Below are 26824 nucleotides of genomic sequence, written 5' to 3'. Positions count from 1 at the left end.
CATGTCAGGGGACAGCGCCGCTTCGGCCCCCGGACGGTCCGGGGCCCGTCCGGAGCGGCCTGTCGGCCGTGGGACAGCGGGTTCACGCTTCGCGCGCCTCCTCGAAGGCGGGCTGCTGCGGGGCGGGGTGAAACACAGCCCCGTCCTCAGGCTGCTGATGCGGTGGATACGGCGGCCGCTGCTGCCGGTCATGCGGCTGTGGCGGCGCAACATCCAGCTGAAGGTCGTCGCCACGACCCTGCTGATGTCGCTCGGGGTCGTTTTGCTGCTGGGCTTCGTCGTGATCGGGCAGGTGCGCAACGGCCTGCTCGACGCCAAGGTCAAGGCATCGCAGAGCCAGGCCACCGGCGGGTTCGCGGTGGCCAAGCAGAAGGCCGACGAGGCCGCCGGTACGCCCGCCGACGGCGGCACCCCGGCCGACGGCCGCACCTCGCAGAACGTCAGCGAATGGATGAGCGAGCTCGTGCTGTCGCTGTCCAGCGGCGGCCAAGGCGCCTTCGACGTGGTCACCCTGCCGCCCGGCTTCGACAACGGCGGCGGATACGGACCGCGTGCCTCCGGATACGTCGACCCCAACAAGAGCGTTCCTCAGAACCTCCGCGCGCGGGTCAACACCGGCACCGGCGCATTCCAGAGCTACTCACGCATCATCTATCTCAACGACAAGGAGTCCCAGCCGGCCCTCGTCATCGGCAAGCAGGTCAACGACCCCAACAGCGACCCATACGAGCTGTACTACCTCTTCCCGCTCACCCAGGAGGAGAAGTCGCTGAGCCTGGTCAAGGGCACACTGGCGACCGCCGGACTCTTCGTCGTCGTCCTCCTCGGAGCCATCGCCTGGCTCGTCGTGCGGCAGGTCGTCACCCCCGTGCGGATGGCCGCCGGGATCGCCGAACGGCTGTCCGCCGGACGGCTCCAGGAACGGATGAAGGTCACCGGCGAGGACGACATCGCACGGCTCGGCGAGGCCTTCAACAAGATGGCCCAGAACCTCCAACTGAAGATCCAGCAGCTGGAGGACCTGTCACGGATGCAGCGGCGGTTCGTGTCCGACGTCTCACACGAGCTGCGGACGCCCCTGACAACCGTACGCATGGCCGCAGACGTCATCCACGATGCCCGAGTCGACTTCGACCCCGTCACCGCGCGGTCCGCGGAACTCCTCGCCGACCAGCTCGACCGGTTCGAGACGCTCCTCGCCGACCTGCTCGAGATCAGCCGCTTCGACGCCGGCGCCGCCGCCCTCGAGGCCGAGCCGATCGACCTCAGGGCCATCGTGCGGCGCGTCGTCAGCGGGGCCGCGCCGCTCGCCGAACGCAAGGGGACGACCGTCCGCGTCATCGGCGACCAGCAGCCCGTCGTCGCCGAGGCCGACGCCCGGCGCGTGGAACGCGTGCTGCGCAACCTGGTGGTCAACGCCGTGGAACACGGCGAGGGCAAGGACGTCGTCGTCAAACTGGCCGCCGCGGGCGGAGCCGTCGCGATCGCCGTCCGCGACTACGGCGTCGGACTCAAGCCCGGCGAGGCCACCCGCGTCTTCAGCCGGTTCTGGCGCGCCGACCCGGCACGCGCGCGTACCACCGGCGGCACCGGCCTCGGACTGTCCATCGCCCTCGAGGACGCACGACTGCACGGCGGCTGGCTGCAGGCCTGGGGCGAGCCCGGCGGCGGCTCCCAGTTCCGGCTGACGCTGCCCAGGACCGCCGACGAACCCCTGCGGGGCTCGCCGATACCGCTCGAGCCCAAGGACTCCCGCCGCAACCGCGGCGAACTCGACGACGCCGGTCAGCCGCGCCGCGGCGGCGAGAAGAGCGCCACCGTTCCGGTGCAGCCCGCGCGCGAGCAGCAGTCGGCCGCCCGGACACCGCTCGCCCCCCGCACCGCCGCCCCCACCGCCGACCCGACGGCACTGCCCGGCAACGGCGCGCGCGTGGTGCCCCGCACGGGCACGGCGACGGGGACGGGGTCGAACCCTGGTGGCGGAGCGCGGCACGACGAATGGCCGGATGACGGGACGACGTCTGCGGGCGAACCGACGGGTGCCACGGTGGACACCGGCCGGGCCGACCCGGGGGACACGACGGGCGCAGGAGCCGCCGGAGGCACGGCGCCCGCCGGAGGCGCGGGCCGGGCGGACGGCGCGGCCGAGAGCGCGGACAAGCAAGGGGAGGCATCTCGTGGGCGCTGACCAGCGCGGAGGGGAAACCCAGCGCACGCCGGGGCGCGCGATGGCGTACGCCGTCTGCGGAGTCGTCCTGCTGGCCGGGTGCGCATCGATGCCCGACAGCGGCGACCTGCGCGGGGTCGAATCCACCCCGGGACAGGACACCCAGGTCCGGGTGTTCGCCATGCCGCCCCGCGACGACGCACAGCCCCTGGAGATCCTCCAGGGCTTTCTGGAAGCGCTCACCAGCGACGACCCCAGCTACTCGACGGCACGCCAGTACCTGACCGGGAAAGCCGCCCAGAAGTGGCGACCAGAACGGTCCACGACCGTCCTCGCGGACGGTCCGGCGACCATGACCGGACCCGCCGGGAACCGGGAGGGCGACGACCGCTCGTACATCCTGTCCGGCTCCAGGGTCGCCGTCGTGGACGCCCAGCAGGCCTACACGCCCGCCTCGGGAGACTACGGACAGACCATCCACCTCACCCGCGACACCAAGAAAGAGCAGTGGCGCATCGACGCGCTCCCCGACGGCGTCGTCATGGGTAAATCGGACTTCCAGCGCAACTACGTGTCCGTCAACAAGTACTACTTCGCCTCCGACACCGCCGTCGAGGGATCCGGGCAGCCCGTGGCCGTCGCCGACCCCGTCTACGTCCGCGGCCGGGTCGACCCCATGACGCAGATGGTGCGCGCTGTTCTCAGCGGCCCCACCAGCTGGCTCCGCCCCGTCGTCAGATCGGGATTCCCCAGCGGGACCGCACTCGCCAAGGGCGTCACCTCGCTGACCCCCGACGACCAGAACAAGGTCACCGTCCCGCTGAACGACAAGGCCGCCCACATCGGCCAGGCCAAATGCGACGAGATGGCGGCCCAGCTGCTGTTCTCCCTCCAGAGCCTGGCCCCCACCGTCGGCGAGATCGCGCTGCGCGCGGGCGGCAGCCAGGTGTGCTCCCTGTCCGAGGACCAGGCCAAGACCGTCGCCGCGCGCGGCTCCCACAGCGACCCCGGCTACCTGTACTTCATCGACGGCCAGCACCGCCTCGTCCGGATGGCCGCCGGCAGCGGCAACGCCAAAGCCGACCCCGTCCCCGGAGCCCTCGGAGCCGGCGCCACGGCCCTGCGCTCCGTGGCGGTCGCCCGAGACGAACGCAGCGCCGCCGGAGTGGCCCTGGACGGCAAGGCGCTCTACGTCACCTCCACCCTCTCCGGCAGCACCGTCGGCGACCCCGTCCTGCAGAGCACCGGCAAAACGGAGTCCGACCGGCTCACCACCCCCAGCTGGGATGCCGAGGGCAACCTCTGGGTGGCCGACCGCAACCCCGCCGACCCGCGGCTGCTCCTGCTGCAGAAGGGCGGCGGAGAGCCACTGAAGGTGCTCACCCCGGGGCTCGACGGCCGTGTCGACGCCGTGCGCGTGGCCGCCGACGGCGTACGGATCGCCCTCGTCGTGGACAAGGGAGGCAAGCAGTCCCTGCTCATCGGGCGCATCGAACGCACCGGCGGCGCCGAACCGCCGTCCCTGTCGGTCCAGGAACTGCGTTCCGCGACACCCGAGTTGGAACAGGTCCGAGCGGTGTCCTGGGCCGGTGACAGCCGGCTCGTGGTGGTCGGACGGGAAGCCGGCGGCGTCGAACAGGTGCAGTACGTACAGAGCGACGGCTCGATCCCCGAGGCGGGCACACTGCCCGGACTCACCGAGGTCACCAGCATCGCCGCCTCCGAGGACAGCGACACCCCGCTCTTCGCGACCTCCAAGAACGGTCTGCTGTGGCTGCCCGGCGGAAGCGGGTGGCGGACACTGAAGGAGACCGCTTCAGTGACGTTCTACCCGGGATAGATCCTTTCCGCTTCCCCGTTCCTTACTTCGTCGAGTTCATCGGCCGGTCTGCCTGCGCGGGTACATCGGCCGACCTCTCTCCCCGGATTCATCGGGTTCATCGGGCCGGTCTTCGGGTTCCGCGGATTTCGGCGGGTCGCGTCGCGCTGCTCCGAGGCGAAGCGGAGAGGCCGCCCGGTTTTCGGTCGCTGTTTCGTTTGCATCGGCCAATTGCGCCGTATGCCGTCCCGCCGAGTCGACCACAAGGACGCCGGGCAGTTTTCCACAGGGTTTTCCACAGGGGTGGTGATCCGCTCCCGAAGTCGGCACAGTGGTCGACGTGGAAGGCGCTCGCAGGTGGTGGCAGGAACTGGCCGGCCTGGTACTGCCCGCCGAGTGCGGGGGCTGCGGAAGGGCACGCACGGTGCTCTGCCCGCCATGCCGAGCGGCGCTGTGCGACACCGCGCCGTTCCGGGTGCGCCCCGTGCTGGAACCACCCGGGCTGCCCGCCGTGCACGCGTCGGCCCGATATGCCGACGAGGTCCGGGCGGCGCTGCTGGCGCACAAGGAACGCGGCGCGCTGGCGCTCACGCGACCGCTCGGAGCGGCGCTGGCGGGGGCTGTGCGGGCGGGGATGAGGGAGGCGGGGGTGGGGTGGGGGGAGGGGGCCCAACCCCCCGGAAACGTTCTGCTGGTCCCCGTCCCCTCCGCCCCCGCCGCCGTCCGGGCTCGTGGTCATGATCCGGCGCGGCGGATCGCGCTCGCGGCGGCCGGTGAGCTGCGGCGGGCCGGGGTGCCGGCGCGGGTGGCGGCGGTGCTCCGGCAGCGGCGGCCGGTGGCCGACCAGTCGGGGCTCGACGCCCGGCAGCGGCTGCACAACCTGGTCGGCGCGCTGGCGGTGGCGCCAGGCGGAGCGCGGCTGTTGAGTGGTGGTTCGGTGGTCCTCGTCGACGATCTGGTGACGACCGGCGCTTCACTGGCGGAGGCGGCCCGTGCGGTCCGGGCGGCGACCGGGGCGGTCGTATGGGCGGGGGAGACCGGCAGCGCGGGGGCGCCGGGGGGCACGGGTCGCCTGGATGCGGCGGTGTGCGGGGAGCCTTCGGGGCCGGCGGGTGGGGCGGGAGTCACGGCGGGGCCGTACCCGGGACGACGGGCGGATGGGCTGCCGTGCCCGGACCGTGGACGAGGGACCGGCGGGGCGCCGGGCCCGGAGCCTGGACGACGACGGGCGGGCCCGGGGCAACGGGTGAAGGGTGGAGAGGGCGGGGAGGAGATGGCGAGGGAGGTGTGTGGTGGAGGTGCGTGGGCCGTGTACGCGGGCGTCGCGAGGGAAGGCAGAAGAGAGGAGTCGTCCGGAGCGAGGGAGGCAGACGTCGACGGGACGGACGGGACGTGTGCGGCACCGGTGCGATCAGCCGGAGCGACGGCGGTCGGGGGCTCCTCGGGAACCGCGAGAACCGCCGGTCCGCCGGATGCCGGTCTGTCGCATGCCGGCGCCGGTGGCGTGCTCTGCGCGGCCGTGGTCGCGGCTTCGCCGACTCTTTAGAAATAAACCGGAACTGACGGAGATCTTGCGTCGTTGCAGGTAATGAGAGAGTCAATTCACCTGAACGGAGGTACGCCGCAGTAGAGGGTGACGACATCCGTCCGGGCGAGATATGTTCGGTTGTGAGGGAAAGCCGCAGGCCACACCTCTCAAATCCGAATGCCGTGCTGCGGTTTTGGTCATCACCCGCAGCACATGGGGTGTAGATCTCGCCGATGGGGGAGGAGGAGGTGGAAGTCGCCAAGTCGGAGGTTCCGGTGCTCACCGGGGCCTGGTGCAAAAGGGAGACGCTCCGCCAGAGAAGCGGAGTGTTCCGGGAACGGAGTTCTGCGTGGACATCGTCGTCAAGGGCCGCAAGACCGAGGTGCCCGAGCGGTTTCGCAAGCACGTGGCCGAGAAGCTGAACCTGGAGAAGATCCAGAAGCTCGACGGCAAGGTGATCAGCCTCGACGTCGAGGTGTCCAAGGAGCCCAACCCCCGACAAGCCGACCGGTGCGACCGAGTGGAGATCACGCTCCGCTCGCGCGGCCCGGTGATCCGGGCGGAGGCGGCCGCCAGCGACGCGTACGCGGCACTCGACCTGGCGGCGGAGAAGCTGGACGCCCAGCTGCGCAAGCAGCACGACAAGCGATACACGCGCCGCGGTGCCCGCAGGCTGTCCGCGGCTGAGGTTCCCGACCACGTCCCGGGTGTGGCGACGCTCAACGGCAACGGCCGTCCCGTCTCCTCCGAGGAGTCGGAGAGCGTGCCGACGAAGCGCATCGGTTCGCTCGAGGTGCAGGGCGACGGCCCCCTCGTGGTCCGTGAGAAGACGCACGTCGCAGCCCCGATGACGCTCGACCAGGCCCTCTACGAGATGGAACTGGTCGGACACGACTTCTATCTGTTCGTCGACTCCGAGACGAAGCAGCCCAGTGTCGTCTACCGGCGGCACGCCTACGACTACGGCGTGATCTACCTCGACACCGACCCGATGGTGGCCCAGGCGCACTCACCCGAGGCGGGTGGCGCGCTGGGCGGCTGACGCGCCCGGTGACAGCTGAGCGGTGTGCCCCTGGAGCGCGCGTGCGCCCCCAGGGGCACCCGTGCGCGACCCCTCGGGCGGCTCGCTCTGTCACCGCGTTGTCGTCCGGGCATGGAATCATGGCAGGGCGGCCCAACCGATGGGCCGTTGCCTTGGGTTGGCGATGGCTCAGGACCACGGCCGCAGCCTTCAGGGGGAGGAACGATGGCGGACAGCTTCGGACCGATGCGTGACGATGATGCCCACGAGGGTGGCGTCGGCATGGGCCCGGACGCGGGTGATGACGGCACTTCACGCAAGGAGCCGATCAGAGTCCTTGTCGTGGACGACCACGCCCTGTTCCGCCGCGGACTGGAGATCGTGCTCGCGGCCGAGGAGGACATCCAGGTCGTCGGTGAGGCGGGTGACGGCGCCGAGGCCGTGGACAAGGCGGCCGACCTGCTGCCCGATATCGTGCTGATGGACGTGCGGATGCCCAAGCGCGGCGGCATCGAGGCGTGCACCTCCATCAAGGAGGTCGCTCCCAGCGCGAAGATCATCATGTTGACGATCAGCGACGAGGAAGCGGACCTCTACGAGGCGATCAAGGCGGGCGCGACCGGTTATCTCCTCAAGGAGATCTCCACGGACGAGGTCGCCACCGCGATCCGTGCCGTGGCCGACGGGCAGTCGCAGATCAGTCCCTCCATGGCGTCGAAGCTGCTCACCGAGTTCAAGTCGATGATCCAGCGGACCGACGAGCGCCGCCTCGTCCCCGCGCCGCGGCTGACGGACCGGGAGCTGGAGGTGCTCAAGCTGGTCGCCACGGGGATGAACAACCGTGACATCGCCAAGGAGTTGTTCATCTCCGAGAACACGGTGAAGAACCATGTGCGCAACATCCTGGAGAAGTTGCAGCTGCACTCCAGGATGGAGGCGGTGGTGTACGCGATGCGGGAGAAGATCCTCGAGATCCGCTGACGCGGGCCCGCCTGATCCGATCGGCTGAGTCGGACGGGTCGGACCGGTCCGTCGGGTGACGTCGGCCCGAACCATCGGCGGGATCCGGTCCGGGCCGTCGTGGGCGGCCGGGTCAGCTGAGTGCGCGGGTGAGTTCCCTGGCGAGAGGTTCGCGCAGCTCCGGGGCGTCCACCCGCTCCACGCGCACGTCCGTGCAGTCCACCCAGGTCGCGGCTTCGAGCAGGGCCTGGGCGACCGCCGGGACCGCCTTCGCGCCGTCAAGGGTGACCTGCTTGGCGACCAGGGTGCGGCCCTCGCGGGCGGGGTCCACACGGCCGACGAGCCGGCCGCCGGCCAGGACCGGCATCGCGAAGTAGCCGTGGACCCGTTTCGGCTTCGGGACGTAGGCCTCCAGGCGGTGGGTGAAGCCGAAGATGCGCTCGGTGCGCGCCCGTTCCCAGATCAGCGAGTCGAAGGGGGACAGGAGCGTGGTGCGGTGGCGGCCGCGCGGAGTCGCCTGGATCGCCGCCGGATCGGCCCATGCGGGCTTCCCCCAGCCTTCGATCGTGACCGGGACCAGGCCGGAGTCGGCGATCACCGCGTCGACCTGTTCGCCCTTGAGACGGTGGTAGTCGGCGATGTCCGCGCGCGTGCCCACACCGAGGGACCGGCCGGCCAGGAGGACGAGGCGGCGCAGGCATTCGGCGTCGTCGAGTTCGTCGTGCAGCAGGGTGGTGGGTACGGCGCGTTCGGCCAGGTCGTACACGCGCTTCCAGCCGCGGCGCTCCACGCAGACCACCTCGCCGTACATCAGCGCGCGTTCCACGGCGACCTTGGTGCCCGACCAGTCCCACCACTCGCTGGTCTTCTTTGCTCCGCCCAGGTCCGTCGCGGTGAGGGGGCCTTCGGCGCGGAGTTGCTTGAGTACCTGGTCGTACGTGCCCTCGGGGAGGGCGTGGTTCCAGTGCGGCCGGTTGCGGTAGGCGCGGCGGCGGAAGGCGAAGTGCGGCCATTCCTCTATGGGAAGGATGCAGGCGGCGTGGGACCAGTACTCGAAGGCGTGGGCGTTGTGCCAGTAGGCGTGCTCGACCGCCTTGCGGCCCACGGCGCCCAGGCGGGCGTAGGGGATCAGTTCGTGGGAGCGGGCCAGGACCGAAATGGTGTCGAGCTGGACCGCGCCGAGGTGGCGGAGCACGCCACGGACGCCGGCCTTGCGGTCGGGCGTGCCGAGGAAGCCCTGTGCGCGCAGGGCGATGCGGCGGGCTTCGTCTGCGGAGAGCTCGGCTGCGGGGCGCGGGGTCGTCATGGTGGGCACGATAGGCGGTGGGTCTGACAGTCGCCGATGAGCTGGGGGTTCGTCGGATTGGTCGGGTGTGGGTGGGGCGTGGCGGGCGTGGGGTGAGGGTTTGCGGTGCGTGGGCGATGGTCGGTGGCGGTGGGCGTCAGTCGTCCGACGGGGCGGGTAGGTACGGTGCGGTGGACGGGAGTCCGAGGTCCGAGGGGAGCAGAGAGGCGAGCCAGCAGTCTCGTCGTACGCCCTTGTTGTCGATGGCCGAGCGCAGGGTGCCCTCCGGGGTGAAGCCGGCGTGTTCCGCCACCGCGCGGGAGGCGGTGTTGCCGACTTCCGCCCGCCATTCGACGCGGTCGACGCGGAGCGTGGTGAAGGCCCAGCGGGTGGCGGTGAGGGCGGCCTCGGTGGTGTAGCCGCGGCCGCGGTGTTCCTTGACGGCCCAGAAGCCGATCTCTGCGGCGTCCGGGGAGCGCATGGTGAGGCTGAGTACGCCGGTGAGGGTTTTGCCGGGGAGGAAGACGCCGAAGGTGAACATCGCGCCGGTCGCCCAGCCCTCCGGTGCGATCAGCTCGACGAAGCTGCGCGCGTGCTCGGGGAGGTAGGGGGAGGGGATGGTCGTCCAGCGCTGGATGTCGGGGTCCTGGGCCGCCGTGTAGACGGCTTCGGTGTCCTCGGGCCCGAGGGGGTGCAGGACGAGGCGGGCGCTGGTGAGGGTGACGGGCGGGTGCTCCATCGGCCGATTCTGCTGGGAGGGCGCGGTGGCCGCCATCGGTTTGCGTCGCGTGAGCGGGTGATCACAATTCGCGCACTTCGTCAGGCGGACGCGGCACCATCGGCGGGGCTCGTCCGTTGTCCTCTTTGAAGAAGATTTTGGTGAAGCCGCGCAGCGGTGTGCAGTCCTCGTCGCGGCAGGCCTCCCGGCGTGGTGGGGTCCTCGCATACGATGGCCGTTGCTCAATGAGTCACATGGAAACCGTCCGTCCTAGGCCCGACCGGCAAGGAGACCAACCCCCGTGTCCGTCCTCTCGAAGATCATGCGTGCAGGCGAAGGCAAGATCCTGCGCAAGCTGCACCGCATCGCGGACCAGGTCAACTCCATCGAAGAGGACTTCGTCGACCTCTCCGACGCCGAGCTGCGGGCCCTCACCGAGGAGTACAAGCAGCGGTACGCCGATGGTGAGAGTCTGGACGACCTGTTGCCCGAGGCGTTCGCCACCGTGCGCGAGGCCGCGAAGCGCGTGCTGGGCCAGCGCCACTACGACGTGCAGATCATGGGCGGCGCGGCCCTGCACCTCGGCTATGTGGCGGAGATGAAGACCGGTGAGGGCAAGACCCTCGTCGGCACGCTGCCCGCGTATCTGAACGCGCTTTCCGGCAACGGCGTGCACCTGATCACGGTCAACGACTACCTGGCCGAGCGCGACTCGGAGATGATGGGCCGCGTCCACAAGTTCCTGGGCCTGGAGGTCGGCTGCATCCTGGCCAACATGACGCCGGCCCAGCGGCGCGAGATGTACGCGTGCGACATCACGTACGGCACGAACAACGAGTTCGGCTTCGACTACCTGCGCGACAACATGGCGTGGGCGCAGGACGAGCTGGTCCAGCGCGGCCACAACTTCGCCATCGTCGACGAGGTCGACTCGATCCTGGTCGACGAGGCGCGCACGCCGTTGATCATCTCCGGCCCGGCCGACCAGGCCACCAAGTGGTACGGCGACTTCGCGAAGCTGGTGACGCGCCTGAAGAGGGGCGAGGCCGGCAACCCGCTCAAGGGCATCGAGGAGACCGGCGACTACGAGGTCGACGAGAAGAAGCGCACGGTCGCCATTCACGAGAGCGGTGTCAGCAAGGTCGAGGACTGGCTGGGCATCGACAACCTCTACGAGTCGGTGAACACGCCTCTGGTGGGCTACCTGAACAACGCCATCAAGGCGAAGGAGCTCTTCAAGAAGGACAAGGACTACGTCGTCATGGACGGCGAAGTCATGATCGTCGACGAGCACACCGGTCGTATCCTGGCCGGTCGCCGTTACAACGAGGGCATGCACCAGGCGATCGAGGCGAAGGAAGGGGTGGACATCAAGGACGAGAACCAGACGCTCGCCACGATCACCCTGCAGAACTTCTTCCGCCTCTACAAGCGTCACGACCACAACGGCAAGGAACAGCCCGGCCTCTGCGGCATGACGGGTACGGCGATGACCGAGGCCGCCGAGTTCCACCAGATCTACAAGCTCGGCGTGGTGCCGATCCCGACGAACCGGCCGATGGTCCGCAAGGACCAGTCGGACCTGATCTACCGCACCGAGGTCGCGAAGTTCGAGGCGGTCGTCGACGACATCGCCGAGAAGCACGAGAAGGGTCAGCCGATCCTCGTCGGCACGACGTCGGTCGAGAAGTCCGAGTACCTGTCGCAGCAGTTGTCCAAGCGGGGCATCCAGCACGAGGTGCTGAACGCCAAGCACCACGAGCGTGAGGCGTCGATCGTCGCCCAGGCGGGCCGTAGGGGCGCGGTCACGGTGGCCACGAACATGGCCGGCCGTGGTACGGACATCAAGCTCGGCGGCAACCCCGACGACCTCGCCGAGGCGGAGCTGCGCCAGCGCGGCCTCGACCCGGAGGAGCACATCGAGGAGTGGGCGGCCGCGCTGCCCGCCGCCCTGGAGAAGGCCGAGCAGGCGGTCAAGGCCGAGTTCGACGAGGTCAAGGAGCTGGGCGGGCTGTACGTCCTCGGCACCGAGCGGCACGAGTCGCGTCGGATCGACAACCAGCTGCGCGGTCGTTCCGGCCGTCAGGGCGACCCGGGCGAGTCCCGTTTCTACCTGTCGCTGGGCGACGACCTGATGCGGCTGTTCAAGGCGCAGATGGTCGAGCGTGTGATGTCGATGGCGAACGTGCCGGACGACGTGCCGATCGAGAACAAGATGGTCACGCGCGCGATCGCGTCCGCGCAGTCGCAGGTGGAGCAGCAGAACTTCGAGACGCGTAAGAACGTCCTGAAGTACGACGAGGTGCTCAACCGTCAGCGTGAGGTCATCTACGGTGAGCGGCGTCGCGTGCTGGAGGGCGAGGACCTGCAGGAGCAGATCCACCACTTCATGGACGACACGATCGACGCGTATGTCGGCGCGGAGACCGCCGAGGGCTTCCCCGAGGACTGGGACCTGGACCGGCTGTGGGGTGCCTTCAAGCAGCTCTACCCGGTGAAGGTGACGGTGGAGGAGCTGGAGGAGGCGGCCGGTGACCGGGCCGGTCTGACGGCCGAGTTCATCTCCGAGTCCATCAAGGACGACATCCGCGAGCAGTACGCGTCGCGGGAGTCGCAGCTCGGCTCGGAGATCATGCGTGAGCTGGAGCGCCGGGTCGTGCTGTCGGTCCTGGACCGCAAGTGGCGTGAGCACCTCTACGAGATGGACTATCTCCAGGAGGGCATCGGCCTGCGCGCGATGGCGCAGAAGGACCCGCTGGTCGAGTACCAGCGTGAGGGCTTCGACATGTTCTCCGCGATGATGGACGGCATCAAGGAGGAGTCCGTCGGCTACCTGTTCAACCTGGAGGTCCAGGTCGAGCAGCAGGTCGAGGAGGTCCCGGTCGAGGACGCGCCGGTCGACATGGACAAGCAGGACGTGGTGCCGGCGCAGGCGGGTTCGCGTCCGGAGATCCGCGCGAAGGGGCTGGACGCTCCGCAGCGCCGTCAGCTGCACTTCTCGGCGCCGACGGTGGACGGCGAGGGCGGCACGATCGAGGGCGACTTCGAGAGTGACGACGATGAGCCGGTCCGTTCCTCGGCCGACGGTCTCACGCGCGCGGAGCGCCGCAAGCAGGCGAAGACGGGGCGGCGCCGTAAGAAGTAACCGCCGGAAGTATCCGCGACAGGCAGCGGAGCGCACGGTCGTTGCGGCGGCTGTGCAGCGGTTGAGGGCCGGGTCACCTGCGGGTGGCCCGGCCTTTTCGTGTTCTGGGGCCTTGCGTGTGCCGGGGGCTCCGGGGGCCTTCCGTGTTCGGGGGCTCCGGGGGCCTTCCGTGTTCGGGGGCTTTGCGCGCGTCGGGGGTGGGGTTCGGGGGTGGGCGGGTTCAGGCGTGGCGGGTGTGGGGCCTGCGGGGGCCGTCGAGTTCCACGGCGGTGCAGCGCCAGCGGCGGTCCGTGCCGAGTTCCAGGCGGAAGGCCATCGCGCGCAGGCGGTCGCCGGCGCCGATGCGGGCGAAGGCCTCGATGGCACCGGGGCGCGGGACGTAGTAGCCGATGTCGCGGACGACGGCACGGACGCCGTGGGTGGTGCGCAGGGGGCCGCGTTCGGCGAGGTGGGCGAGGTCGTCGTAGGCGCGGCCGAGGGTGTGCCGGAGCATGAAGTGGACGGGGCGGCGGCCGGTCAGGACGGCGAGGAGGCGGTCCGCGAAGAGGTCGGTGGGCCGGGGCTGGGCGAGAGGACGACGCGGGGTCTGGACGGGGACGGCGGCGAGGGCGAGGGGCGTGGGGGGCGGGGGCACGGGGAGGGTGGCGGGAGCGGCCGGGTGGCCGTTTGCTGGACGGTTCTGGGCCGGCCGCCCGTTGCCCGGCTGCCCGGCGGCAGGGTGGGTGGGGGCGGGGGCGGGGGAGCCGGCGGTGGGCGGGACGGCCGGGGTGCGGGGTGGTGCGGTGCGCGGGGCGCCGCCGTCGGGGGTGCGGGGCGGGGCGCCGCCCGGGCGGCGGGTGTCGCGGCGGCCGGGAGGACGGGCGCCGGGAGGGCGGGCACCAGGGTGGTGGGCGCCGGCTGGGTGGGCGCCGGGGTGGTGCTGTGTCCTCGTCATGACCTTGTCCATGGGGGCCCCCGTTCGATGGGTCTTGGAGCTCTGCGTCTACCGAGTGGTAACTTGCTGCTGTGGATCTTGTACGGGGTCGTGGCCCGCTGCGGCAAGCAAGCGTCGGGGCGGGCGCGAGGTGCCGGAGGGTTCACCTATCAGGGGTGGGTCAGAGTGCCCGAGGCCCGACGTCATGGGCCGGCACCGGGTGAGAACCGGGCGCCTGAGTTGACGTCCGCCGGGGTGTGGGCAGGGACTCGAAAGGGGACGCCCGCACGTATCCTGAAGGCCCTCCGGAAGGTGCGGAACCGTGCTTCCCGGGCGCCGAGTCCGAGTCGGCGATCCGAGCCGGCGACCACGAGAAGAGCGGCCAGCCATGCGCGTCTACGTCCCCCTGACCCTCCCCGGCCTCGCCGAGGCGCACAAGACGGGTGAGCTGGGAGCCGGACCGCTCGTCGCGTACGCCGTCACGCCCGCGCTGCGCGAGTGGTACCGCTCCGATGACACCGAGGAACTGGAGTACGCGGCGCTCGGCAGGGCGGCGCTCGCGTCGCTGCGGCTCCTGGACGCGGACCCGGACGCGCCGCGGCGGCGGGTCGTGGTCGCCGTCGACGTGCCGGACCGGATGGCCGCCGTCGAACCCGGCCCCGGGCCCGACGACGGGCCCGACCCGGACGGGCCGGGCGAGGTGCGGGTGAGCGGTGTCGTACGGCTGGCCAAGGCTGCCGCGGTGCACGTCGACGCCCACGAGGCGGAGGCGGACGTGACCGCCGCCGTGCGGGCGCTCGCCGCGGCGGGCGGCGGGGACGACGACGCGCAGGTCGTGGTGGACGGGGCCGAGGACCACGAGCTGCTCTGGTTCGCCCCGCAGGAGATCGCGAGCCTGCTGGGGTCCGGGGACTGAGCGCGCGTCGCCCGGCACCATCCCGGACCAGCCCGGATTCTCCGGACCGCACTGTTCCCTAGGGTCGCGCTCCGGGACGTTTCGGGGTCCGCCGGTCACTTGACTGTCGGTGGTGGCGGGTACTTTTGCAGACATGGGGAAGCAGCAAGCGGCGCACATCGTCTGGGACTGGAACGGGACGTTGTTCCACGACAACGACGCGATCATCGGGGCGACGAACGCGGCGTTCGTCGAGTTGGGGCTGGAGCCGATAACACTGGAGCAGTACCGGGCGCTGTACTGCGTGCCGGTGCCGAGGTTCTACGAGCGGCTGATGGGCAGGCTGCCCACCGACGCCGAGTGGGAGCTGATGGACGGAGTCTTCCACCGGTACTACGCCGAGCACCGGGTGCGGTGCCGGCTCACCGAGGGTGCGGCGGAGCTGCTCGCCGGATGGCGGTCGGCGGGGCACAGCCAGTCGCTGCTGAGCATGTACGTGCACGATGAACTCGTACCGCTGGTCCGGGGGTTCGGGATCGAGCCGCACTTCGTCCGGGTCGACGGGCGGATCGGGCCCTCCGGGGGCAGTAAGGCCGAGCACATGGTGCGTCACCTGGCGGCGCTGGCCGGGGTGGAGCCGTCGCGCACGGTGGTGATCGGGGACGCGGCGGACGACGCGGTGGCCGCGCTGCACGCCGGGGCGAAGGCCGTGCTGTACACCGGCGGGTCGCACAGTCGGGCCAGCCTGGAGGGGGTCGGGGCGCCGGTGGTGGACTCGTTGGGGGAGGCGGTGGAGATGGCGGGGCGTATCGCGGCGTAGGCCTCCGGCGGTGGGGTGGTTCTCGAGGAGCGCTCAGGGTGGGGGCGGTGGTCGGGGGCGGGGCGTGGGGTGGCCCCAAGGTGTTTCGCCCCCGCCGCCCCTACCCGTCCCATCCAGGGGCTCCGCCCCTGCCCCGGCGGGGAATGCGTCCCCTGCACCCCTGCCCCCCTGCGTCCCCGGCGGGGACTGCGTCTCCCTGCACCCCTGCCCCGGGGGGACTGCGTCCCGTTCCGGGCTGGTGGTTCTGTGCAGAACGTCAAAGTTCTGGTCCCTGTTTTGTACACATACGGCTCATGACGGGGGACCTGGGGGGAGCGATAGCCTTAGTGACGTGATCAGCGCGATATCTCGCGGGGGCGTTGTGGCCCCTGCCCTGCGCCCGGTGTGTGCGGACCATCTCCGCGGCCGGGCGGCGGACGCTGGTCGGCGCGGGCGGGACAGGGGCGCAAGGAGCCCCGGGACGCCGTACACACCCGGCGCGAAGAGCGTGGCGCGGAGAGCAGCGTCACACGCCGGAGTGGTGTCGAGAATGGCCGATAACCCCCCGCTCGTCTCACCTTGCGGCATAGCGTCGGAGCGGACCGGAGACCCCGGCCCGTGGCGTCGGGTCGCAGGGGAAGAGCCCGTACTTCCTTCTACGTCACGCAATGGCGCGCGACAGGAGTCAGAGGACAATGCAGACCAAGCTGGACGAAGCCAAGGCCGAGCTGCTCGAGAGGGCGGCGCGGGTCGCTGAGAACAGCCCGGTCGGGGGGCATCTACCGACTGGGACGACGGGCGAGGGCACTGAGGGAACCCCGGACCACGCCGCTCTGCTCGCGTTCCTCCAGCGCTACTACCTGCACACCGCCCATGAGGACCTGAGCGACCGCGACCCGGTCGACGTCTTCGGAGCGGCGCTCTCGCACTACCGGCTGGCCGAGAACCGGCCGCAGGGCACCGCGAACGTGCGGGTGCACACGCCGACCGTCGAGGAGAACGGCTGGACGTGCAGTCACTCCGTCGTCGAGGTGGTCACCGACGACATGCCGTTCCTGGTCGACTCCGTCACCAACGAGCTGACCCGGCAGGGGCGGGGCATCCACCTCGTCATCCATCCGCAGGTCATGGTGCGGCGCGATGTGACCGGCAAGCTCATCGAGGTGCTGAGCGTCCCGCCGGCCGCCGGGGAGCTGCCGCACGACGGGCATGTGGAGTCCTGGATCCACGTCGAGATCGACCGTGAGACGGACCGTGCCGACCTCAAGCAGATCACCGCCGATCTGCTGCGCGTCCTGTCCGACGTCCGGGAGGCCGTCGAGGACTGGGAGAAGATGCGGGAGACCGCGCTGCGCGTCGCCGACGGGCTCCCCGAGGAGCACGTCCCCGGCGATCTGGCGCGGCCCGACGTCGAGGAGGCCCGCGAGCTGCTGCGCTGGCTGGCCGACGACCACTTCACCTTCCTCGGCTACCGGGAGTACCAGCTGCGGGGCGACGACTCGCTGGCGGCCGTCCCCGGCACCGGGCTCGGCATCCTGCGCTCCGACCCGCATCACGCCGACGGTGACGCCCACCCCGTCAGCCCGTCCTTCGAGCGGCTGCCGGCCGACGCCCGGGCCAAGGCGCGGGAGCACAAGCTGCTGGTGCTGACCAAGGCGAACAGCCGGGCCACCGTGCACCGGCCCTCCTACCTCGACTACGTCGGTGTGAAGAAGTTCGACGAGGAGGGCAACGTCGTCGGCGAGCGGCGCTTCCTCGGGCTGTTCTCCTCCGCCGCGTACACCGAGTCGGTGGCGCGGGTGCCGGTCGTGCGGCGCAAGGTCGCGGCCGTGCTGGAGGGCGCCGGGTTCTCACCCAACAGCCACGACGGACGCGACCTGCTCCAGATCATGGAGACCTACCCGCGCGACGAGATCTTCCAGACGCCGGAGGACGAGCTGCGGTCCATCGTCACCAGCGTCCTCTACCTCCAGGAGCGGCGGCGGCTGCGGCTCTACCTGCGGCAGGACGAGTACGGGCGCTACTACTCCGCGCTCGTCTACCTGCCCCGCGACCGGTACACCACGGGTGTCCGGCTGCGGATCATCGACATCCTCAAGGAGGAACTGGGCGGGACGAGCGTCGACTTCACCGCCTGGAACACCGAGTCGATCCTGTCCCGGCTGCACTTCGTGGTCCGCGTCCCGCAGGGCACCGAGCTGCCGGAGCTGTCCGACGTCGACAGGGAGCGCATCGAGGCGCGGCTGGTCGAGGCGGCACGCTCCTGGGCCGACGCGTTCCAGGAGGCGCTCAACGCCGAGCTCGGCGAGGAGAAGACCGCTGAGCTGCTGCGGCGCTACGGTCACGCCTTCCCCGAGGGCTACAAGGCCGACCACACGCCGCGCGCCGCGGTCGCCGACCTCGTCCATCTGGAGCGGCTGACCGAGGAGCGGGACTTCTCGCTCAGCCTGTACGAGCCGGTGGGCGCCGCGCCCGGCGAGCGCCGCTTCAAGATCTACCGCAAGGGTGACGCGATCTCCCTGTCGGCGGTGCTGCCGGTGCTGAGCCGGCTCGGCGTCGAGGTGATCGACGAGCGGCCGTACGAACTGCGCTGCTCGGACCGCACGCACGCGTGGATCTACGACTTCGGCCTGCGCATCCCCAAGGCGCTGGCCGGCCCCGGCGGCGACTTCCTCGGCGACGACGGGCGCGAGCGGTTCCAGGAGGCGTTCTCGGCGACCTGGACGGGCAAGGCGGAGAACGACGGATTCAACGCGCTGGTGCTGGGCGCGGGGCTGTCCTGGCGGCAGGCGGTGGTGCTGCGCGCGTACGCCAAGTACCTGCGGCAGGCCGGGTCGACGTTCAGCCAGGACTACATGGAGGACACACTCCGCACCAACGTGCACACCACCCGGCTGCTGGTGTCGCTGTTCGAGGCGCGGATGTCGCCCGACCGTCAGCGCGCCGGGCGGGAGATCGTCGACGCGCTGCTCGAGGAGCTCGACGCGGCGCTCGACCAGGTGGCCTCGCTGGACGAGGACCGCATCCTGCGGTCGTTCCTCACCGTCATCAAGGCGACCCTGCGCACCAACTTCTTCCAGCAGCGCGCGGACGGCGGGCCGCACGACTACGTGTCGATGAAGTTCGACCCGCAGGCCATCCCGGACCTGCCGGCGCCGAGGCCCGCCTTCGAGATCTGGGTGTACTCGCCGCAGGTGGAGGGTGTGCACCTGCGGTTCGGGAAGGTCGCGCGCGGCGGTCTGCGCTGGTCCGACCGGCGTGAGGACTTCCGGACCGAGGTGCTCGGCCTGGTGAAGGCGCAGATGGTGAAGAACACCGTGATCGTGCCGGTCGGCGCCAAGGGCGGCTTCGTCGCCAAGCAGCTGCCCGACCCGGCCGTGGACCGTGACGCGTGGCTCGCCGAGGGCATCTCCAGCTACAAGACGTTCATCTCGGCGCTGCTCGACATCACCGACAACATGGTCGGCGGGGAGGTCGTGCCGCCGGCCGACGTCGTGCGGCACGACGAGGACGACACCTACCTGGTGGTCGCCGCCGACAAGGGCACGGCGACGTTCTCCGACATCGCCAACCAGGTCGCCGAGTCGTACGACTTCTGGCTCGGGGACGCCTTCGCGTCGGGCGGCTCTGCCGGCTACGACCACAAGGGCATGGGCATCACCGCCCGCGGCGCCTGGGAGTCCGTGAAGCGGCACTTCCGCGAGCTGGGCGTGGACACGCAGACCGAGGACTTCACGGTCGTCGGCATCGGCGACATGTCCGGTGACGTGTTCGGCAACGGCATGCTGCTCAGCGAGCACATCCGGCTGGTCGCCGCCTTCGACCACCGGCACATCTTCATCGACCCGAAGCCGGACGCGGCGACCTCGTACGCCGAGCGCCGCCGGCTGTTCGAACTGCCCCGCTCCAGCTGGGCCGACTACAACGCCGAACTGCTCTCCGCGGGCGGCGGGATCTTCCCCCGCACCGCCAAGGCGATCCCGGTCAACTCCCACATCCGGGAGGCCCTCGGCATCGACGCGGGCGTCACCAAGCTGACCCCGGCCGACCTCATGAAGGCGATCCTGCGGGCGCCGGTGGACCTGCTGTGGAACGGCGGCATCGGCACGTACGTGAAGTCCGCCGCGGAGTCGAACGCCGACGTCGGCGACAAGGCCAACGACCCGATCCGGGTGGACGGCGCCGACCTGCGCGTCAAGGTCGTCGGCGAGGGCGGCAACCTGGGGCTGACCCAGCTCGGCCGGATCGAGTTCGCGCTGCACGGCGGCCGCATCAACACGGACGCCATCGACAACTCCGCCGGCGTGGACACCTCCGACCACGAGGTGAACATCAAGATCCTGCTCAACCGTCTGGTCGCCGAAGGGGACATGACCGTCAAGCAGCGCAACAAGCTGCTCGCGGAGATGACCGACGAGGTCGGCGCGCTCGTCCTGCGCAACAACTACGCGCAGAACACGGCGATCGCCAACGCCCTCGCCCAGTCCAAGGACATGCTCCACGCCCAGCAGCGCTTCATGCGCCACCTGGTGCGCGAGGGGCATCTGGACCGGGCCCTGGAGTTCCTGCCCACCGACCGGCAGATCCGTGAGCGTCTCGGCGCGGGCCAGGGCCTGACCAGCCCGGAGACGGCCGTCCTGCTGGCCTACACCAAGATCACGGTGTCGGACGAGCTGCTGAACACCTCGCTGCCCGACGACCCCTACCTGCGGACGCTGCTGCACGCGTACTTCCCGACGGCGTTGCGCGAGCGGTTCCCCGAGAGCATCGACAGCCACCCGCTGCGCCGTGAGATCACCACGACCGTCCTGGTCAACGACACGGTCAACACGGGCGGCACGACGTATCTGCACCGGCTGCGCGAGGAGACCGGCGCCTCGCTGGAGGAGATCGTGCGGGCGCAGACCGCGGCCCGGGCGATCTTCAGCTCGGCGCCGGTGTGGGACGCGGTGGAGGAGCTCGACAACCGGGTCGGGGCCGAGGTGCAGACCCGGATCCGGCTGCATTCGCGGCGGCTCATCGAGCGCGGCACGCGCTGGCTGCTCAACAACCGGCCGCAGCCGCTGCAGATCGCGGAGACGGTCGAGTTCTTCGCCGAGCGCGTCGAGCAGGTGTGGTCGCAGCTGACGAAGCTGCTGCGGGGCGCGGACCTGGAGTGGTGGCAGCGCATCCACGACGAGCTGACCGCGTCCGGCGTCCCCGACGAGCTGGCGACGCGGGTGGCCGGGTTCTCCTCGGCGTTCCCGGCGCTGGACATCGTGTCGGTGGCCGACCGCATGGGCAGGGACCCGCTGGACGTCGCCGAGGTGTACTACGACCTCGCCGACCGTCTGGAGATCAGCCGACTGATGGACCGGATCATCGAGCTGCCGCGCGCCGACCGCTGGCAGTCCATGGCCCGCGCCTCCATCCGCGAGGACCTGTACGCGGCGCACGCGGCGCTGACCGCGGACGTCCTGGCCGCCGGCAACGGGACCTCGACGCCCGAGCAGCGGTTCGCGGCGTGGGAGGAGAAGAACACGGCGATCCTGGGCCGGGCGCGCACCACGCTGGAGGACATCCAGAGTTCGGAGACGTTCGACCTGGCCAACCTGTCGGTGGCCATGCGGACGATGCGCACGCTGCAGCGAACGCATTCGTGAGCGGTGACGGCACGTCACCGGCAGCTGCGGTGAACGGCCGCCGCAGGCGGTGAGCGGCAGGCGGTGAGCGGCAGGCCGTAGGCACACGCGAAGGGCGCCCCCGAGTCGATTCGGGGGCGCCCTTCGCGCCTTCGCGCCTTCGCGTATGTCGTTCGCGGCGGCCGAGGCAGCCGAGGCGGCCGCCGCTCACTTCGCCGCCGTGGGCGTGGAGGTCACGTCGCCGTGGGCGCCGCGGCTACTTCGCCGCGGGCTTCTTCTTGCCGTCCCCGGTGAAGGCCTCGTACGCCTTGATGACGTCCTGCGCGGGCCCGTCCATGCGCAGTTCGCCGCGCTCCAGCCACAGGGCCCGTTCGCAGGTCTCCAGGATCGAGCTGTTGCTGTGGCTGACCAGGAACACCGTGCCGGCGTGCTCGCGCATCTGCCGGATGCGTTCCGCGGAGCGGCCGCGGAACTTGGCGTCGCCGGTGGCCAGCGCCTCGTCGATGAGCAGGACGTCGTGGTCCTTGGCGGCGGCGATGGAGAACCGCAGCCGGGAGCCCATGCCGGAGGAGTAGGTGCGCATCGGCAGGGAGATGAAGTCGCCCTTCTCGTTGATGCCGGAGAAGTCGACGATCTCCTGGTAGCGCTCCTTGATCTGTTCCCGCGTCATGCCCATGGCCAGGCCGCCGAGATAGACGTTGCGCTCGCCGGTCAGGTCGCTCATCAGGGCCGCGTTGACGCCGAGGAGGGAGGGCTGGCCGTCCGTGTAGATCTTGCCGCGCTCCACCGGGAGCAGTCCGGCGATCGCCTTGAGCAGCGTGGACTTGCCGGAGCCGTTGGTTCCGATCAGGCCGATCGCCTCGCCCTTGTAGGCGACGAAGGAGACGTTCTTCACCGCGTGCACGGTGCGCACGCCGGCTGCCTTGTCGGCCTGCTTGCGGCGCACGATGCGGTTGAGGGCGGCGGTCGCGCTGCCTTTGCCGCCGACCGTGCCGTTGACGCGGTACACGATGTCGACGCTGTCGGCGATGACGGTGGGGGCGCGTTCGGCGGCGACGAGCGCGGGGGGCTCGTCGGCGAGGTCGCGGATTTCGTTGCGGTCTGCGATGTCAGCCACGTCCGTACGTCTCCTCGGCCTTCCAGAAGTAGATGAACCCGCCGATGCCGGCGGCCAGCGCCCAGCCGGTGGCGACCAGCCACACGTGCGGCGGCAGCTGGCTCGCGTGGAAGGTGTCGATCAGCGCGAAGCGCATCAGGTCGATGTACACGGCGGCGGGGTTGGCCCGCAGCAGGTCCGCGGCCCAGGACGGCATGCCGTGGTGCTGCTCGACCAGGTTCTCGATGCTCCACATCACACCGGAGATGTACATCCAGGTGCGCAGGATGAACGGCATCAGCTGGGCGATGTCCGGGGTCTCGGCGCCCAGCCGGGCCATGATCATGGAGATGCCCGCGTTGAACACGAACTGCAGCGTCAGGGCCGGGACCACGAGGAACCAGGAGAGGGACGGCGGGACGCCGACGCCGAGCAGGATGAACACCAGGGCGGGCATCGAGAACATCAGCTGCTGCAGCTGTTGCAGGCAGAACGAGATCGGCAGCGCGGCCCGCGGGAAGTGCAGGGCGCGCACCAGGCCGATGTTGCTGGAGATGGCGCGGGTGCCGGTCATGATCGAGGTCTGGGTGAACGTCCAGACGAACACGCCCGTGACCAGGAACGGGATGAAGTCCGCCACGCCCCGCTTGGTGTTCAGCAGCACACCGAAGATGAAGTAGTAGACCGCCGCGTTCAGCAGCGGGGTCATCACCTGCCAGAGCTGGCCAAGCTTCGCCTGGCTGTAGGTGGTGGTGAGCTTGGCGGTCGCGAACGCGGTGACGAAGTGTCGGCGCGCCCACAGCTGGCGGATGTACTCCGGCAGCGTGGGCCGGGCGCCACTGACCGAGAGGCCGTGTCGGGCCGCCAGGGCCGCGAGGTCGCGGTGGGGCGCGGCCTTTGTGCGGGGCGGTGTGTGGAGGACCTGACTCACATCCGCTGCTTTCACTCGGGGAGGGGGCTCGGGCGTCGGCGCTCCCGCCGTCGTCCGATCGTTTCCTTGCGCTTCTCTTCACGTTTTCTTACGTCGGGACGGGACCGTATCGTCGCAACGTGAGAGTAGGCCGATTGGACGTCGGAACGCAACCGTTTCGTCGTAACGCCCTATGCTGGTCGCATGACGACGAACGCGACGAACGCCGACGGAGCAGGGGCGCGCCCGCGCCGCCGGGCCCCCGCGGGTGCGGCCGTGCTCCGCGAGGATGTGACGGAAGCCATCCGGGCGGCCGTGTTCGAGGAGCTGGCGTCCGTCGGGTATGCCCGGATGTCCATCGAGGGCATCGCCCGCCGGGCCGGCGTGGGCAAGACCGCGGTCTACCGGCGCTGGCGTTCCAAACTGCACCTGGTCCTGGACGTCGTCTCGGTGATCGCCGTGCAGGGCCTGCCGGCCCCGGAGACGGGCAGTCTCGAGGGCGACCTGCGCATGCTGTACGAGGTGACCTCCCGGGCGTTGCGGCACCCGGTGGCCTCGCAGATCATCCCCGACCTCCAGGCCGAGGCGGCCCGCAACCCCGACATCGCCGAAGCTCTGCAGAAGGCGCTGAAGGAGGGGCAGGAGGGCGTCGCCCTGAAGATCGTGGCGGCGGCGGAGCGGCGCGGCGAGGTCCGTGCCGGGCTGAACGCGGAACTGGCGCTCGATCTGATCTCGGGTCCGCTCTACTGGCGTTCGGTGGTGATCCGCAGCCCGAAGCTGCCCAAGGGATACCTGGGGGCGCTGGCCCGGGCGACCGCCGAGGCGATCAGGACGCTGTGACGCCTCCGGCGCGGCACGGCGTCATCATGATGAATATCGCTTTTGGGTCCAATCTGTTCATCATGTGATGTCAGTCCCCGTGACGGGTGCACGCGCCGCGCACAATCGGCGGGTGGTGTGCGCACGCTCGCGGCCGACGCGCCGTACCGAAGTCCTGGCTGTCACCGTCCCGGCGGCCGTCATGCTCGCGGTCGGTCTCTGGGGGCTCGACCGCGGCGGCATGTGGCGCGACGAGGCCGTCACCTTCCAGGTCGCGCGGCGGACCGTGCCGCAGATCTGGCGCCTGCTGCACGGGGTGGACGCGGTGCACGGCCTGTACTACCTCGTCATGCACGCCGTCCTCGCCGTCCGCCCCGGTGAGGTCGTCCTGCGCCTGCCGTCGGTGTGCGCGGCGGCCGCGGCCGCGGGCCTGGTCGCCGCCCTCGGGGTGCGGCTGGCCCGGCCCCGGGTCGGCCTGTGGGCGGGCCTGCTGTACGCGGCGACCCCGCTCGCCGGTCACTACGCCCAGGAGGGCCGCTCGTACGCGCTGGTCGCGGCGGGCGCGGCCGGCGCGACGCTGCTGCTGGTCCGGGCGCTGGACGGTGGCGGGGCCGGGCGGGGGTGGTGGGCGTATGGAGGCGTCCTCGCCGCGACGTGCCTGCTGCACGAGCTGGCGGTGCTCGTGCTGTGCGCCCACGCGATCACGCTGGCGCTGCTGCGGGCCCCCCGGGCGGTGTGGCGGCGCTGGTCGCGGCCGACCGGCGCGGCGGTCGCCGTGCTGCTGCCGCTGGTGCTGGCGTCGCGGCGGCAGTCGCGTCAGGTGGAGTGGCTGCCGGCGCCGGACTGGGAGAGCGCCGAAAGGCTGCTGCGCGGCTTCACCGCCGGCCCGGACGGGTCGGTGTTCTGGGGCTGCGTGACGCTGATGGCGGTGGGGCTGCTGTCCGGGCGGACGGCGGCCGTCATGGCGCCGGTGATGCTGGCGCCGCCGGCCGTCCTGATGCTGACCTCGCAGGTGATGCCGCTCTACCACGAGCGGTACGTGCTGTACGCCCTGGCCGGGGCGCCGCTGCTGATCGCGGCCGGGGCCGACCTGGTGGTCCGCCGGCTGGGCGCCCTCGCCGGACGTTCCTCGCGTTCCCGGGCCGTCACCGCGGCCGGCGTCCTGGCCGTGACGCTCGTCTTCGTTCAGCTGCTTCCGCTGCACCGGTACTACCGCACCCCCGCGCACCGCGCCGACAACCTCGCGGCCGTGTCCGCCCTGGCGGCCGGCGAGATTCGTCCCGGCGACCCGGTGCTGTTCCTGCCGGCGCTCGGGCGGCGGGCGGCGCTCGCGTATCCGGAGGGGTTCCGCGGGGTGCGGGACCTGGCGCTGGGAGCGCCCGGAGCGCGGTCCGGCACGCTGTACGGCCGCGAGGTCGGCCCGCGCGAGTTGCAGCGCAGACTCGCCGGCGTCGACCGACTGTGGGTCGTCGCAGAGCCGTACGCGCTGCGCTCGCGCTGGTTCCCGGGCGACCCGACCGAGCGTCTGAAACTGGTCGCCGTGGAGGAGCGGTTCATTCCGCGGTGGGAGCGTGAACGGTCCGGCGTGACCCTGCGCCTCTACGTCCGCCGCAGCCCGGGGACGACGGCGCCGACCGGCGGCTCCCCGCCCTCGGACGGCCTTCGAGGGTCCGGCGGCTGACGGTTCCCGGCGTCCGGTGTCCGGCGACTCCCCGGTGTCAGGGGTCCCGCGTCCGGCGGCCCTGCGGTGTCCAGACCCCGAGGCGTCTGTTCGCCCCGGCGGTTCCTCGGCGCCCGGCGGACTCCGGGGCCGGGCGGCGGCTCTGCGGTGTCGGCGGCTCTGTGGTTTCCGGTGTTTCCCGGGTGTGGCGGTTCCCCGGCGTCCGGTGTCCCGCGGCCGGCGGCCCTGCGGTGTCACGTGTTTCCCGGGTGTCCGGTTGCCCCTGCTTTCCGGTGTCCCGGGTCCGGAGGCCCCCGATGTTCGGCGGCCAGCGGTCAGCGGTCCCCCGGCGTTCGGCGTTCGGCGGTCCCCCGGCGTTCGGCGGTCAGTGGCCCGTCGGGGTTTCGTCTTCCGGCGTCGCCGTGTCCAGGGCAGCGGTGAGATGGTCGAGGCGGTCGCGCAGCTCGCCGATCTCGGCGGGGTCGAGGCCGGTGGCGGTGACGATCCTGCGCGGGACCTCCACGGCCCGCTCGCGCAGCGCCGCGCCCTGCGCGGTGAGCCGCACCTCCACCGAGCGCTCGTCGCGTGCGCTGCGCTCACGGCGCACCAGACCGGCCGCCTCCAGGCGCTTGAGCAGCGGCGAGAGCGTGCCGGAGTCCAGTCGAAGGTGCTCGCCCAGCCGCTTGACGGGCAGCGCGCCCCGCTCCCAGAGGACCAGCATCACCAGGTACTGCGGGTAGGTGAGCCCGAGATCCTTGAGGATCACGCGGTAGACGCCGTTGAAGGCGCGCGACGCGGCGTGCAGGGAGAAGCAGATCTGGCTGTCCAGGCGGAGCCAGTTCTCCGTGGCGTTCTCATGGCCCGTGGCCTTCTCATGGCCGGCGGGTGGCAGCGGAGCGGTCATGTCCCCAAGGGTAGCCCTTACACGCTATTTGGTTGTGCCCAATTGAATTGTGTGCTCTACTTCTGGATGTGAGGCGGCCGGACCGGGCCGCCGGATCGACCTGAGAGGGATGGATTTCCATGGACGCGCTCTACACCGCTGTCGCCACCGCCACCCACGGCCGCGAGGGCCGCGCCGTCTCCTCCGACGGCAAGATCGACCTGGCGCTGGCCATGCCCGCGGAGCTGGGCGGCAACGGGCAGGGCACCAACCCGGAGCAGCTGTTCGCCGCCGGTTACGCCGCCTGTTTCGGCAGCGCCCTCGGCCTGGTGGGCCGCCAGGCGAAGGTGAACGTGAGCGACGCCGCCGTGACCGCCGAGGTCGGCATAGGCCAGCAGGGCGAGGGCTTCGCGCTCAAGGTGACCCTGCGCGTCGAGCTGCCCGACACGGTGGACGAGGCGACCGGCCGCAAGCTCGTCGAGCAGGCCCACCAGGTCTGCCCCTACTCCAACGCCACCCGTGGCAACATCCCGGTCGAGCTCGTCATCGAGTAGTCCCCAGGGGCCTTCGCGGACGGCTGCCGAG

17 protein-coding genes and 1 pseudogene are annotated in these 26824 nt (G+C 70.9%); 12 read left to right on the top strand and 6 right to left on the bottom strand.

All coding sequences use genetic code 11. The features are described 5' to 3' along the window. Position 1 precedes the first annotated feature (1 nt). From mtrB to QA802_RS17020, 5 genes and pseudogenes are all read left to right on the top strand, one after another. Positions 2–2188 carry an MtrAB system histidine kinase MtrB gene (gene mtrB, locus QA802_RS17040; protein ID WP_334523235.1) on the top strand — a complete coding sequence of 729 codons (2187 nt, stop codon included), beginning with the start codon at positions 2–4 and terminating at the stop codon, positions 2186–2188. Next, entirely contained in the window at positions 2178–4007 is a 1830-nt protein-coding gene (locus QA802_RS17035) for an LpqB family beta-propeller domain-containing protein (protein WP_334523232.1), read from the top strand. The genes mtrB and QA802_RS17035 overlap by 11 nt, the downstream gene beginning before the upstream one ends. A gap of 319 nt (positions 4008–4326) precedes the next feature. After that, positions 4327–4998, top strand: a pseudogene (locus QA802_RS17030) (ComF family protein); the annotation flags it as partial. An 865-nt stretch (positions 4999–5863) separates the two neighbouring features. Beyond that, the gene (hpf, locus tag QA802_RS17025) at positions 5864–6556 is read left to right on the top strand and encodes a ribosome hibernation-promoting factor, HPF/YfiA family (RefSeq protein ID WP_319168041.1); all 693 of its coding nucleotides are present in this window, start codon (positions 5864–5866) and stop codon (positions 6554–6556) included. 204 nt (positions 6557–6760) lie between these two features. Beyond that, entirely contained in the window at positions 6761–7516 is a 756-nt protein-coding gene (locus tag QA802_RS17020; protein ID WP_334523228.1) for a response regulator, read from the top strand. A gap of 112 nt (positions 7517–7628) precedes the next feature. On the opposite strand, the gene QA802_RS17015 is transcribed toward QA802_RS17020, so the two are convergent. Both QA802_RS17015 and QA802_RS17010 read right to left on the bottom strand, forming a co-directional pair. Continuing rightward, positions 7629–8801 (bottom strand): winged helix-turn-helix domain-containing protein, encoded by a 1173-nt coding sequence (locus tag QA802_RS17015; RefSeq protein WP_334523225.1) that lies wholly within the window; start codon positions 8799–8801, stop codon positions 7629–7631. A gap of 136 nt (positions 8802–8937) precedes the next feature. Continuing rightward, positions 8938–9519 (bottom strand): GNAT family N-acetyltransferase, encoded by a 582-nt coding sequence (locus QA802_RS17010; protein WP_334523222.1) that lies wholly within the window; start codon positions 9517–9519, stop codon positions 8938–8940. A 280-nt stretch (positions 9520–9799) separates the two neighbouring features. On the opposite strand from QA802_RS17010, the gene secA reads away from it, so the two are divergent. Further along, a complete protein-coding gene (secA, locus tag QA802_RS17005) occupies positions 9800–12643 on the top strand; it encodes a preprotein translocase subunit SecA (RefSeq protein ID WP_319168045.1) in 2844 nt (947 codons plus the stop codon). A 220-nt stretch (positions 12644–12863) separates the two neighbouring features. On the opposite strand, the gene QA802_RS17000 is transcribed toward secA, so the two are convergent. After that, positions 12864–13589 (bottom strand): Rv3235 family protein, encoded by a 726-nt coding sequence (locus QA802_RS17000; RefSeq protein WP_443042133.1) that lies wholly within the window; start codon positions 13587–13589, stop codon positions 12864–12866. Positions 13590–13944: 355 nt separating this feature from the next. Between QA802_RS17000 and QA802_RS16995 the strand changes: the two genes are divergently transcribed. The 3 genes from QA802_RS16995 (at position 13945) to QA802_RS16985 (ending at position 20892) form a co-directional block, all read left to right on the top strand. Further along, the gene (locus QA802_RS16995) at positions 13945–14472 is read left to right on the top strand and encodes a DUF6912 family protein (RefSeq protein ID WP_334523215.1); all 528 of its coding nucleotides are present in this window, start codon (positions 13945–13947) and stop codon (positions 14470–14472) included. Positions 14473–14605: 133 nt separating this feature from the next. After that, a complete protein-coding gene (locus tag QA802_RS16990) occupies positions 14606–15271 on the top strand; it encodes an HAD family hydrolase (RefSeq protein WP_319168048.1) in 666 nt (221 codons plus the stop codon). Between the two features lie 674 nt (positions 15272–15945). Then, positions 15946–20892 carry an NAD-glutamate dehydrogenase gene (locus QA802_RS16985; RefSeq protein WP_334523211.1) on the top strand — a complete coding sequence of 1649 codons (4947 nt, stop codon included), beginning with the start codon at positions 15946–15948 and terminating at the stop codon, positions 20890–20892. 235 nt (positions 20893–21127) lie between these two features. On the opposite strand, the gene QA802_RS16980 is transcribed toward QA802_RS16985, so the two are convergent. After that, positions 21128–21979: an ABC transporter ATP-binding protein gene (locus QA802_RS16980; RefSeq protein ID WP_334534705.1), complete on the bottom strand. Its 852-nt coding sequence runs from the start codon at positions 21977–21979 to the stop codon at positions 21128–21130. 1 nt (position 21980) lies between these two features. Then, positions 21981–22898: an ABC transporter permease gene (locus QA802_RS16975; protein WP_334523208.1), complete on the bottom strand. Its 918-nt coding sequence runs from the start codon at positions 22896–22898 to the stop codon at positions 21981–21983. 183 nt (positions 22899–23081) lie between these two features. On the opposite strand from QA802_RS16975, the gene QA802_RS16970 reads away from it, so the two are divergent. Continuing rightward, on the top strand, positions 23082–23717 hold the full coding sequence (locus QA802_RS16970) for a TetR/AcrR family transcriptional regulator (protein WP_334523205.1): 636 nt from the start codon (positions 23082–23084) through the stop codon (positions 23715–23717). 112 nt (positions 23718–23829) lie between these two features. Further along, complete coding sequence (locus tag QA802_RS16965) at positions 23830–25377, top strand: glycosyltransferase family 39 protein (RefSeq protein ID WP_443042132.1); 1548 nt, start codon at positions 23830–23832, stop codon at positions 25375–25377. 364 nt (positions 25378–25741) lie between these two features. Here the strand turns inward: QA802_RS16965 and QA802_RS16960 are convergent, their stop codons facing one another. After that, on the bottom strand, positions 25742–26260 hold the full coding sequence (locus tag QA802_RS16960; protein WP_334523202.1) for a MarR family winged helix-turn-helix transcriptional regulator: 519 nt from the start codon (positions 26258–26260) through the stop codon (positions 25742–25744). 119 nt (positions 26261–26379) lie between these two features. On the opposite strand from QA802_RS16960, the gene QA802_RS16955 reads away from it, so the two are divergent. After that, positions 26380–26793, top strand: coding sequence for an organic hydroperoxide resistance protein (locus tag QA802_RS16955; RefSeq protein WP_069773249.1), 414 nt, complete (start codon positions 26380–26382; stop codon positions 26791–26793). Positions 26794–26824 lie beyond the last annotated feature (31 nt).

Origin of the sequence: Streptomyces sp. B21-105, assembly GCF_036898465.1 — a bacterium.
In the GTDB taxonomy this organism is placed as follows: domain Bacteria; phylum Actinomycetota; class Actinomycetes; order Streptomycetales; family Streptomycetaceae; genus Streptomyces.
The sequence above is the reverse complement of the archived record's forward strand: the minus strand, read 5'-3'. Positions and strand labels throughout refer to the sequence as shown.